This is a genomic window from Enterobacter quasihormaechei, from assembly GCF_004331385.1.
Lineage (GTDB): Bacteria > Pseudomonadota > Gammaproteobacteria > Enterobacterales > Enterobacteriaceae > Enterobacter > Enterobacter quasihormaechei.
In genome coordinates this window covers 355,706-367,528 of record NZ_SJON01000002.1, presented here as the reverse complement: position 1 = coordinate 367,528, position 11,823 = coordinate 355,706, and the positions used below count along the sequence as shown (strand labels likewise).

Annotated in this window: 11 protein-coding genes; 5 read left to right on the top strand and 6 right to left on the bottom strand. The window is 58.3% G+C overall.

The genetic code is table 11. From position 1 onward, the window contains the following. Positions 1-3: 3 nt before the first annotated feature. The 6 genes from E0L16_RS04390 to qseB all read right to left on the bottom strand — a co-directional run bounded on the left by E0L16_RS04390 (position 4) and on the right by qseB (position 4,199). A complete protein-coding gene (locus E0L16_RS04390; RefSeq protein ID WP_131636396.1) occupies positions 4-531 on the bottom strand; it encodes a hypothetical protein in 528 nt (175 codons plus the stop codon). A gap of 39 nt (positions 532-570) precedes the next feature. After that, complete coding sequence (gene lysM, locus E0L16_RS04385; RefSeq protein ID WP_003862507.1) at positions 571-1,011, bottom strand: peptidoglycan-binding protein LysM; 441 nt, start codon at positions 1,009-1,011, stop codon at positions 571-573. A gap of 152 nt (positions 1,012-1,163) precedes the next feature. Next, positions 1,164-1,478 carry a putative quinol monooxygenase gene (locus E0L16_RS04380; protein ID WP_008502984.1) on the bottom strand — a complete coding sequence of 105 codons (315 nt, stop codon included), beginning with the start codon at positions 1,476-1,478 and terminating at the stop codon, positions 1,164-1,166. A 30-nt stretch (positions 1,479-1,508) separates the two neighbouring features. Beyond that, positions 1,509-2,090, bottom strand: coding sequence for an NAD(P)H-dependent oxidoreductase (locus E0L16_RS04375; protein WP_063451173.1), 582 nt, complete (start codon positions 2,088-2,090; stop codon positions 1,509-1,511). Positions 2,091-2,193: 103 nt separating this feature from the next. Then, positions 2,194-3,543 (bottom strand): quorum sensing histidine kinase QseC, encoded by a 1,350-nt coding sequence (gene qseC, locus E0L16_RS04370; RefSeq protein WP_131636395.1) that lies wholly within the window; start codon positions 3,541-3,543, stop codon positions 2,194-2,196. Further along, complete coding sequence (gene qseB, locus E0L16_RS04365; RefSeq protein ID WP_063867753.1) at positions 3,540-4,199, bottom strand: quorum sensing response regulator transcription factor QseB; 660 nt, start codon at positions 4,197-4,199, stop codon at positions 3,540-3,542. The genes qseC and qseB overlap by 4 nt, the downstream gene beginning before the upstream one ends. A gap of 139 nt (positions 4,200-4,338) precedes the next feature. On the opposite strand from qseB, the gene E0L16_RS04360 reads away from it, so the two are divergent. The 5 genes from E0L16_RS04360 to E0L16_RS04340 all read left to right on the top strand — a co-directional run bounded on the left by E0L16_RS04360 (position 4,339) and on the right by E0L16_RS04340 (position 11,813). Then, positions 4,339-4,740: a YgiW/YdeI family stress tolerance OB fold protein gene (locus E0L16_RS04360; protein ID WP_063867755.1), complete on the top strand. Its 402-nt coding sequence runs from the start codon at positions 4,339-4,341 to the stop codon at positions 4,738-4,740. A 118-nt stretch (positions 4,741-4,858) separates the two neighbouring features. Then, positions 4,859-7,117 carry a DNA topoisomerase IV subunit A gene (parC, locus tag E0L16_RS04355; RefSeq protein WP_063451179.1) on the top strand — a complete coding sequence of 753 codons (2,259 nt, stop codon included), beginning with the start codon at positions 4,859-4,861 and terminating at the stop codon, positions 7,115-7,117. Between the two features lie 162 nt (positions 7,118-7,279). Further along, positions 7,280-8,017, top strand: a complete 738-nt coding sequence (plsC, locus tag E0L16_RS04350; RefSeq protein WP_131636394.1) for a 1-acylglycerol-3-phosphate O-acyltransferase — start codon at positions 7,280-7,282, stop codon at positions 8,015-8,017. Positions 8,018-8,077: 60 nt separating this feature from the next. After that, a complete protein-coding gene (ftsP, locus tag E0L16_RS04345) occupies positions 8,078-9,490 on the top strand; it encodes a cell division protein FtsP (protein WP_063867761.1) in 1,413 nt (470 codons plus the stop codon). Between the two features lie 151 nt (positions 9,491-9,641). Beyond that, positions 9,642-11,813: a YgiQ family radical SAM protein gene (locus E0L16_RS04340; protein ID WP_063867763.1), complete on the top strand. Its 2,172-nt coding sequence runs from the start codon at positions 9,642-9,644 to the stop codon at positions 11,811-11,813. Positions 11,814-11,823 lie beyond the last annotated feature (10 nt).

The following is an 11,823-nucleotide window of genomic DNA, read 5'->3' as shown; positions in this document are numbered from 1 at the left end:
GGATCACCACCCAAGCACTTCTTTAATGGCGCGCCGGTAGGGCGTATCAAGCTGGGCAGGCACGCGGCAAATATAGTCCCGCGCATGGCTGCGGGTCTGTCCGCTGAGGCTGTCGAGATAGACGATGGCCTCGTCCACGGCAGGAACTCTGCCTTCCTGCGACGCGCTTCTCGGGGGAAGCCCGGTCCAGATGAGCGCCTCAATTCCTCTCTCCCTCGCCCATGTCGACATCACTCCCGCGTTGCGTCCGGTTATCAGCAGCGAGCCGATCCCATCGCAACGATCGTCAGGAATGCCCTCCCGCTCGCGCAGGGCCTGAGAGGCCACGCTGAGCGAAGTGGCGTTCAGCCATACCCAAAGCACAGGCAGGGTGGGCGCATTCATGCAGATGGCGGTCGCCAGTTCGCCGCCATCGCTTACGCGGCAGAACTCGACGGGCAGTGATGGCCCGTCGGTTTGCCAATCACCGGCTACCGGTAACGCGCCGCTTTTCCAGATTAACGAGCCCCAGCCAAGACAAGCGATTTTCATGCTGTTCCTCTGCGCGACGTGAACCAATAGCCTCAGACGTTATGCCTTAGGAATACGCAGCGTCTGGCCGGGATAAATTTTATCCGGGCTGGAGAGCATCGGGCGGTTCGCCTCAAAGATCTTGTTGTACTGGTTGGCATCGCCGTACACGGTTTTAGAGATGGCGCTCAGGGTGTCGCCGGATTTCACCGTATAGTAGGTTGCTTCATCTTTGGCGTCCGTTGCGGTGATATTGTTCTCCACCTCGCTGACGCCCGCGATGTTGCCGACGGCGACCTGGATTTTTTCTTTCTGCTCCTGCGTCAGTCCGTCGCCCGTTACGCTGGCCTTGCCGTCGGTGACGTTAACCTGAACTTTATCGGAACCGGGAATGTTGAGTTTCTTGAGGTGCTCGGTGATTTTGTCGCTCTGACCCTTATGATCGGTCAGGTTGTCCCACAGCTTTTCGCCTGCTTCTTTCACGAAGTTAAAAAGACCCATTCCATCCTCCTGTTAAACATGAAGTCAGAATAAGCATAGCAGTTGAGCGGTAAGGTGATAAAAAAAGCCCGGTGGCGTTAACGCTTACCGGGCCTGCGGGGGAAAGTTGTAGGCCGGGTAAACGCAGTGCCACCCGGCAAATTTCACAGAACTTAAACCCCTTGCTCCAGAATACGGATGTGGGTTTCAAGGACATCCCCTTTCACCGCATCGCTCCACGCTTTCATATGCGCGGTCTGCAAATGTGCTTCAAGGTGGGCGACGGTTTCCCACTGCTCCACCATGATGATGGAGTCTGGCGCGGTTGCCTGGAAGCTAGCGTCGGTAGCGGCATCCACCATCGGCGCGTAGCCGTGGCAGCCTTCTTCCTTCAGAACGGTCGGGATGATTTTCGCGAACTGATCCAGCACCGCCTGGCGGTGATGTTGGCCGGGACGCGTACGGATTTCAGCAATTACGGTAAGCATGGTTAACTCCTTCTAATTCCAGGCTAACAGTTAAGCAAAAATTTCCGCGAGATGCTTGCGATATTCTGCGATATAGCGCGGGACGTCCGGCATTTTAATCACGTCGTTGACGATAAAGGTCGGCAGCGGCGTCATGCCAAGGAACTGATTAGCCTTGTGGAACGGCAGATACGCGCCGTCTACGCCCACGCCTTCAAAGAACTGATCGTTCTCGGTGAACGCTTCAAGAGGCGCGTTCCAGGTCAGGGAGAGCATATATTTTTTGCCCTGAATCAGGCCGCCGGAACCGTATTTTTTAGACGCATCTGAACGGGTACGACCGTCGCTGGCATACAGCGAACCGTGACCTTCGGTGAACACGTCGTCCATGTATTTTTTCACGGTCCACGGTGCGCCCATCCACCAGCCCGGCATCTGCCAGATCACCACGTCGGCCCACAGGAAGTTCTGCACTTCGGCCTTCACGTCATAATCGCTGTCCGCGCGCACGACCTTAACATCATGTCCGGCGTCGCGCAGGAAACCATCCGCGACCTCGGTCAGGGTGTCATTCAGCTGGCCTTTAGAGTGCGCAAATTCTTTTGCGCCGTTGATAATCAGAATGTTGCTCATTATTTGTCCTCGATGCTGAGAGTATGCCGGGTATTCTACGCGCGAGGACGGAGCGGAAAAATAAGCAAAATGTGCAAAGTCTTTTGCGCTAAGCGCAATAATCTTACCAGCTGACGGTCACCGCAAAGCCCCCTTGGGGCGCATTGTCCAGCGAGACGCGCATCCCGTGTAGCGTTGCGATACGCTTCACGATAGACAGCCCCAGGCCGCTGCCGGTGGCGTCCTGCCCGGGTGGACGATAAAAACGCTCGCCGATGCGTGCCAGCGCTTCAGGAGAAATGCCCGGTCCGTTATCGCGCACGGTAAAGCTTTGGGTATTCAGCGTCACGTCCACCACGCTGCCGCGCGGGCTGTAACGAACGGCGTTGTCCAGCAGGTTACGCGCCAGCAGGCTCAGCAGCAGCGGCTGCCCATGACGCATCACCTCGGGCGCATTAACGTTGAGCCGAACATCAATGCCCGACTGCTGCGCCGGATGCCAGATGTCCAGCACCGCGGATTGCAGCAAATCAACCATCGCCACGGGTTCGACGTCATCAAGGTTATCCAGTGAATCCAGGCGCGACAGGGTAAGAAGCTGGTCCACCAGCCGGGAGGCGCGGTCGATGCCCGCATGCAGTTGCCCCAGCGCTTTAGACTGCGCCTCGGGATCGTCGTGGGAAAGCTGCGCCACGTCGGTTTGCACCTTCAGCGCGGCCAGCGGGCTGCGCAGCTCGTGGGCGGCGTCCGAGGTGAAGCGGCGCTCGCGGGCCATCATCTCCTGCGTACGGGCAAAAAGATGGTTAAGCGCATCAAGCAAGGGACGAACCTCCGTCGGCACGCCGTGGGTGGGCAGCGTATCGGTCGCATCCGGCGAGCGCGAGCGCAGGGTCTGCGCCAGGTTTTTCAGCGGCTTCAGTTCCCGGCTCAGCAGGACAATCAGCAACAGCAGCATCACGGGCAGCGCCACCAGCCACGGCGTCAGCTGCGAACTGACCACGTCCAGCGCCATATCCTGTCGGTACTCCCACTCCTGACCGACCACCACGCGGTATTTCCCGTCCGGGGAGGTTAGCCACAGGAAACGCCATTCGTCGCTGTCATCCTGCAACCGGCCGTCATCAAACCCGTCCCGGCGGTAGTGATAGGGGATGTCGCGTCCGTTCTCGCCGTCGTTAAGCACCATGCTGCCGTCGGCGGTGAAGATCGCGAAGGCCAGCGCGTCGTCGTCAAGATGGCCGTGTTTCGCTTTTTTCGGCACCTCGCGCATACGCTCCGGCGCGCGGAGTTCGTCCACGTCCATCGTCAGCAGCCGTTTGGCAAACAGCATTTGCTGGGTATCGAACAGTTTATCGAGCTTGTCGGTCGTCTGGTGCCAGGCGACCACGCTTGCGGCAAACCAGGCCGCCAGGGAAAGCAGCAAAAAGAGCAGCGTCAGGCGCAGCTTCAGGCTCAGGCGTTGGGTCAGTTTCATGCGTCACCCAGGGTATAACCGATGCCGTGCACGGTGCGGATAAATTCGCTGCCGAGCTTGCGGCGTAAATGATGTACATGGACTTCGACGGCGTTGCTGGAGACGTCATCATCCCAGTTGTAGAGTTTCTCTTCGATGGCCTTGCGCGGCAGCACGCGGCCCGCGTTGCGCATCAGCAGTTCCAGCAGGGCGAACTCTTTTGGTTTAAGCACCAGCGTTTCGCCGTCCAGCGTGGCGACAAGGCTTGTCGGGTCGAGCGTGACCTTGCCGTGACGCAGCTCGCTGCGCGCCTGCCCGTGACTGCGGCGCACCAGCGCTTCGAGGCGGGCTGCCACTTCAATCAGCGCGAACGGTTTACACAGGTAATCATCCGCCCCCAGGCGTAAGCCTTCCACGCGCTGGTTCAGCGCATCCCGCGCCGTCAGGATCAGCACCGGCTCGCTCTTACCGCTTTCGCGCCAGGCGCGCAGGATCTCAAGGCCGTCGATCTCCGGCAGCGTCAGGTCCAGCACTACGGCATCGTAAGGCGCGGTGTACAGGGCCGCCTGCCCGGTTTTACCGTCGGTAAACCAGTCCACGTTAAAGCCCATTTTGCTTAAGCCCGCTTTGATGCCATCGCCGATAAGCTTGTCGTCTTCTACCAGTAAAATGCGCATTGTCCCTCCTTGATGCCGTCAGTAAACCTTCTGCACGCGCATGCTGTACAGTAAAAATAAATAAATTTTCCCCTTAAGAAGTTGTTAAGGTTTACCCTGTTTAATGGATTGTGAAACGACATTAAAGGGAGAGATTAAGATGAAAAAATACGCTGCAATTGCTGCCATCATGATGATGACCACTGCCCCTGTTTTTGCTGCACAGGGCGGCTTCACGGGCCCATCTGCAACACAGACCCAGACGCAAACCCAGCAGGGCGGCTTTGTCGATAACAACGCCAACCTCACCACCGCGGCTAAAGTGAAAGACATGAAGGACGACAGTTGGGTGAAGCTGCGCGGTAACATCACCGAGCGCCTGTCCGATGACCGTTACACCTTCCGCGACGAAAGCGGCACGGTGGTGGTTGAGATCGACCACAAGCGCTGGAACGGCGTGACGGTGACGCCACAGGATAAAGTCGAGCTTCAGGGTAAAATCGATAAAGACTGGAACGAGTTTGAAATCGACGTGAAGCAGGTTATCAAGCTGAACAAATAACCCGGAAAGGGCCGCATGAGCGGCCCTTTTTCTTTGTGACTCAACTCGCCAGATGAGGTAGTATCTGCGGCAATATTGCCTGAAACCCATCGGTTTCTGAGTTGAGGAATCACACGTAATGAGCGATATGGCAGAGCGCCTCGCGCTACATGAATTCACGGAAAACGCCTACCTGAACTACTCCATGTACGTCATCATGGACAGGGCGTTGCCGTTTATCGGGGATGGCCTGAAGCCCGTTCAGCGCCGCATCGTCTATGCGATGTCCGAACTGGGGCTGAACGCTACCGCCAAGTTCAAGAAATCCGCCCGTACCGTCGGTGACGTGCTGGGTAAATACCATCCGCACGGCGACAGCGCCTGCTATGAAGCGATGGTGCTGATGGCCCAGCCGTTCTCTTATCGCTATCCGCTGGTGGATGGCCAGGGGAACTGGGGGGCACCGGACGATCCGAAATCCTTCGCGGCGATGCGTTACACCGAATCCCGTCTGTCTAAATATGCCGAAGTGCTGCTGGGCGAGCTGGGGCAGGGTACGGTTGACTGGGTGCCAAACTTCGACGGTACGATGCAGGAGCCGAAAATGCTGCCTGCCCGCCTGCCGAACATCCTGCTGAACGGCACCACCGGTATCGCCGTGGGTATGGCGACGGACATTCCGCCGCACAACCTGCGTGAAGTGGCGAAAGCCGCCATCACCCTGATTGAGCAGCCGAAAACCTCGCTGGACGATCTGCTGGATATCGTGCAGGGGCCGGATTATCCGACCGAAGCCGAGATCATCACCTCGCGTGCTGAAATTCGCAAAATCTACCAGAACGGTCGCGGCTCCGTGCGCATGCGCGCGGTATGGACCAAAGAGGATGGCGCGGTGGTGATCACCGCGCTGCCGCACCAGGTTTCCGGGGCCAAAGTGCTGGAGCAGATCGCCACCCAGATGCGCAATAAAAAGCTGCCGATGGTGGACGACCTGCGCGACGAATCGGATCACGAAAACCCGACCCGTCTGGTGATTGTACCGCGCTCTAACCGCGTGGACATGGAGCAGGTAATGAACCACCTGTTCGCCACTACCGATCTGGAAAAAAGCTACCGCATCAACCTGAACATGATTGGTCTGGACGGTCGTCCGGCGGTGAAAAACCTGCTGGAGATCCTCACCGAATGGCTGGCCTTCCGCCGCGATACGGTGCGCCGTCGTCTGAACCATCGTCTGGAAAAAGTGCTTAAGCGCCTGCATATCCTTGAAGGTTTGCTGGTGGCGTTCCTCAACATTGACGACGTGATCGAGATCATTCGTACCGAGGACGAACCTAAGCCCGCCCTGATGTCGCGCTTTGGCATCAGTGAAACCCAGGCCGAAGCGATCCTCGAACTGAAGCTGCGCCATCTCGCTAAGCTGGAAGAGATGAAGATCCGCGGCGAGCAGGACGAGCTGGAAAAAGAGCGCGATCAGCTTCAGGCAATTCTGGCGTCCGAGCGCAAGATGAACACCCTGCTGAAGAAAGAGTTGCAGGCCGACGCCGACGCCTTTGGCGATGACCGTCGTTCTCCGCTGCACGAGCGCGAAGAAGCGAAGGCGATGAACGAGCACGACATGCTGCCGTCCGAGCCGGTAACCATCGTGCTGTCCCAGAGCGGCTGGGTGCGTAGCGCCAAAGGCCACGATATCGACGCGCCGGGCCTGAGCTACAAGTCCGGCGACAGCTTTAAGGCGGCGGTGAAAGGCAAGAGCAACCAGCCGGTGGCGTTTATCGACTCCACGGGCCGCAGCTACGCCATTGACCCGATCACCCTGCCGTCCGCGCGCGGGCAGGGCGAGCCGCTGACCGGCAAGCTTACGTTGCCGCCGGGCGCCACGGTTGACCATATGCTGATGGAAGCCGACGACCAGAAGCTGCTGATGGCCTCCGATGCGGGCTACGGCTTTATCTGTACCTTTAACGATCTGGTGTCGCGTAACCGTGCCGGTAAAGCGCTGATCAGCCTGCCGGATAACGCACACGTGATGCCGCCGCTGATCATCGAGAACGAAAGCGACATGCTGCTGGCGATCACCTCTGCCGGACGTATGCTGATGTTCCCGGTCAGCGATCTGCCGGAGCTGTCGAAAGGGAAGGGCAACAAGATCATCAGTATCCCGTCAGCGGAAGCGGCAAAAGGCGAAGATGGCCTGGCGCATCTCTTCCTGCTGCCGCCGCAGAGCACGCTGACCATTCACGTCGGCAAACGTAAGATCAAACTGCGTCCGGAAGAGTTGCAGAAGGTGGTGGGTGAGCGCGGACGTCGCGGCTCACTGATGCGCGGCCTCCAGCGAATCGACCGCGTGGAGATCGACTCGCCGGCGCGCAGCAAAGCGGACGACAGCGAAGAGTAACCTGTTTCATCCCCCTCTGTCCGGAGGGGGTATTACCGTAAAATTTCCCGTAAAAACGTTGTTAATTCGTGCGTTGCGATTAACAATACGCGCTCGTAATAAAGTCCTTACCTGGCCACAGGTGAAGTATAATTGTCAGCTGTCAGGGCTTCAGAGGTCGCTATGCTATACATTGTTCGTCTCATTCTTACCGTTATTTACTGCATTCTGGTCTGTATTTTCGGATCGATTTTCTGCCTGTTCAGCCCGCGTAACCCAAAGCATGTCGCGACGTTTGGCCACATGTTTGGCCGTCTTGCGCCGCTGTTTGGCCTGAAGGTTGAGAAGCGTCTGCCTGAAGGGGCGGAGAATTTCGGTAACGCCATCTATATCGCTAACCATCAGAACAACTTCGATATGGTGACGGCCTCAAATATTGTTCTTCCGCCGACCGTAACCGTGGGTAAAAAGAGCCTGCTGTGGATCCCGTTTTTCGGCCAGCTGTACTGGCTCACCGGTAACTTGCTGATTGACCGTAACAACCGCGCCAAAGCGCATGGCACCATTGCGGAAGTGGTGGATCAGTTTAAAAAGCGCCGGATCTCAATCTGGATGTTCCCGGAAGGGACGCGCAGCCGCGGTCGCGGCCTGCTGCCGTTCAAGACCGGCGCGTTTCATGCTGCAATTGCGGCGGGTGTTCCAATTATTCCCGTGTGTGTTTCCAATACATCGAATAAGATTAATCTTAACCGTCTGAATAACGGACTGGTGATTGTCGAAATGCTGCCGCCGGTGGATACCTCTAAATACGGTAAAGACCAGGTGCGCGAGCTGGCCACGCACTGTCGTGAGCTGATGGCTCAGCATATTGCGCAGCTCGATAAAGAAGTTGCAGAGCGAGAAGCCGCCGGTAAGATTTAACCGGCGTCGTTTAAGGGAAAACGAATTCCCGCGTTGTTAGTCGTTTCAGATGGAGCTTATATGTCACTCAGTCGGCGTCAGTTTATTCAGGCTTCGGGTATCGCCCTTTGTGCGGGTGCGATGCCGCGGACAGCCAGCGCCGCCGGGCAGCAACAGCCGCTGCCCATTCCGCCGTTGATCGAATCCCGTCGCGGGCAGCCGCTATTCCTCACGCTTCAGCGTAGCCACTGGTCCTTTACCCAGGGAACGCGCGCGCAGGTATGGGGCATTAATGGACGCTACCTTGGGCCGACCATTCGCGTGTGGAATGGCGATGACGTTAAGCTCATCTACAGTAACCGGACGACTGAAAATGTCGCGATGACCGTCAGTGGATTGCAGGTGCCGGGGCCGCTGATTGGCGGCGCGGCGCGCATGATGTCGCCGAATGCCGACTGGGCGCCCGTGCTCCCGATTCGTCAGAGCGCGGCGACACTGTGGTATCACGCCAATACCCCAAACCGCACCGCCCAGCAGGTCTACAACGGCCTGGCCGGGATGTGGCTGATCGAGGATGAGGTCAGTAAAACGCTGCCGATCCCAAATCACTACGGCGTGGACGATTTCCCGGTCATCATCCAGGACAAGCGCCTGGATAACTTTGGCACGCCGGAGTACAGCGAGCCGGGCAGCGGTGGCTTTGTGGGCGATACGCTGCTGGTTAACGGTGCGCAAAGCCCGTTTGTGGAAGTGTCTCGTGGCTGGGTGCGCCTGCGTCTGCTGAACGCTTCTAACTCGCGTCGTTACCAGTTGCAGATGAGCGACGGCCGTGCGCTGCATGTTATTTCAGGCGATCAGGGATTATTACCCGCGCCGGTATCGGTGAAACAGCTGGCGCTGGCGCCGGGCGAACGGCGTGAAATCCTCGTTGATATGACCAACGGGGATGAAGTGTCCGTGACCTGCGGCGAAGCGGCAAGCATTGTTGACCGCATACGCGGGTTCTTTGAGCCGTCGAGCGTTCTGGTCTCCACGCTGGTGCTGACGCTGCGCCCGACCGGTCTGCTGCCGCTGGTGACTGACAGCCTGCCGATGCGCCTGCTGCCGCAGGAGATCGTGACCGGGCCGGCAGTGCGAAGTCGCGATATCAGCCTGGGCGATGACCCGGGCATCAACGGCGCGCTGTGGGACGTTAACCGCATTGATATCACCGCCCAGCAGGGAACCTGGGAGCGCTGGACCGTCCGCTCGGAGATGCCGCAGTCGTTCCATATTGAAGGGGTGTCGTTCCTGATCCGCAACGTCAACGGGGCGATGCCGTTCCCGGAAGACAGAGGCTGGAAAGATACCGTCTGGGTGGATGGGCAGGTAGAACTGCTGGTCTACTACGGTCAACCGTCGTGGCCGCACTTCCCGTTCCTGTTCCACAGCCAGACGCTGGAGATGATGGACAGGGGCTCGGTAGGGCAGATGCTGGTCAATCCGGCGCCGTAAAACGTGTCGGGTGGCGGCTTCGCCTTACCCGACCTACAGGCGCGCAGGCCCGGTAAGCGTAGCGCTACCGGGCAATAAATACCCCTTCATTTCCCACAATGTTCCAGCGTATAATCCCGCTCCTTTTGTCTATTTTTTCTTCGGAAGCATTATGAGCGCAATTTCCCTGATCCAGCCGGATCGCGACCTCTTCTCCTGGCCCCAGTACTGGGCGGCCTGCTTTGGACCGGCGCCGTTTCTGCCGATGTCCCGGGAAGAGATGGATCAACTGGGCTGGGACAGCTGCGATATCATTCTGGTGACGGGTGATGCGTATGTCGATCACCCGAGCTTCGGCATGGCGATCTGTGGCCGTATGCTTGAAGCCCAGGGCTTCCGCGTGGGGATCATCTCCCAGCCTGACTGGAACAGCAAAGACGACTTCATGCGTCTGGGCAAGCCAAACCTGTTCTTCGGCGTGACCGCGGGCAACATGGACTCGATGATCAACCGCTATACCGCTGACCGTAAGCTGCGCCATGACGACGCTTATACGGCAGACAACGTGGCGGGTAAACGTCCCGATCGCGCGACCCTCGTTTACACCCAGCGATGCAAAGAAGCATGGAAAGACGTGCCGGTGATCCTGGGCGGCATCGAGGCGAGCCTGCGCCGTACCGCGCACTACGACTACTGGTCTGACACCGTGCGCCGCTCGGTGCTGGTGGATTCGAAAGCCGATATGCTGATCTTCGGCAACGGTGAGCGTCCGCTGGTGGAAGTGGCACACCGTCTGGCGCAGGGTGAAGCGGTCAGCGAGATCCGCGACGTGCGCAACACCGCGATCATGGTGAAAGAGGCGCTGCCGGGCTGGAGCGGGGTGGATTCCCGCATTATCGATATGCCGGGCAAAATCGACCCTATCCCACATCCGTACGGTGACGATCTGCCGTGCGCGGATAACAAACCGGTTGAACCGAAGAAAGCGGAAGCAAAGGCCGTGGTGGTGCAGCCGCCGCGTCCGAAGCCGTGGGAAAAGACCTACGTGCTGCTGCCGTCTTACGAGAAGGTGAAAAGCGATAAGGTGCTCTACGCCCACGCGTCGCGTATTCTGCACCACGAAACCAACCCGGGCTGCGCCCGTGCGCTGATGCAAAAGCACGGTGAGCGCTATATCTGGGTTAACCCGCCGGCGATCCCGCTTTCTACCGAAGAGATGGACAGCGTCTTTGCCCTGCCGTACAAGCGCGTGCCGCATCCGTCATACGGCAACAGCCGTATTCCGGCGTACGAGATGATCCGCTTCTCGGTCAATATCATGCGCGGCTGCTTTGGCGGGTGCTCCTTCTGTTCGATCACCGAACACGAAGGCCGTATTATCCAGAGCCGCTCCGAAGAGTCGATTGTTAACGAGATCGAAGCGATTCGCGACTCGGTGCCGGGCTTTACCGGCGTGATCTCCGATCTGGGTGGCCCGACGGCGAACATGTATATGCTGCGCTGTAAATCGCCGCGCGCCGAACAGACCTGCCGCCGTCTCTCCTGTGTCTATCCGAGCATTTGTGAGCATATGGACACCAACCACGAGCCGACGATCAACCTCTACCGTCGCGCGCGCGATCTCAAAGGCATCAAGAAGATCCTGATCGCCTCTGGCGTACGTTACGACATCGCCGTGGAAGATCCGCGCTACATTAAAGAGCTGGCGACGCACCACGTGGGCGGGTATCTGAAGATCGCCCCGGAGCACACCGAAGAAGGCCCGCTGTCCAAAATGATGAAGCCGGGCATGGGCAGTTACGACCGCTTTAAACAGCTCTTCGACACCTACTCAAAACAGGCGGGGAAAGAGCAGTATCTGATCCCTTACTTCATCTCCGCGCACCCTGGCACGCGTGATGAAGACATGGTGAACCTGGCGCTGTGGCTGAAGCAGCGTCGGTTCCGTCTGGATCAGGTGCAGAACTTTTATCCGTCGCCGCTCGCTAACTCGACGACCATGTATTACACCGGCAAGAACCCGCTGAGTAAAATTGGCTATAAGAGTGAAGACGTGGTGGTGCCGAAAGGGGATAAACAGCGCCGTCTGCACAAAGCGCTGCTGCGCTATCACGACCCGAAAAACTGGCCGCTGATCCGTCAGGCGCTGGAAGAGATGGGCAAAAAGCACCTCATTGGCTCGCGTCGTGATTGTCTTGTGCCTGCGCCAACGCTGGAAGAGATGCGCGAAGCGCGCCGCCAGAACCGCAATACGCGCCCGGCGTTGACCAAGCACACGCCGATTGTGCATCAGCGTTCGAATGGTAATTCCAGCGCGAAGAAGCCCGTGAAGCGCAAAGCGTAAAAAGAAAAAC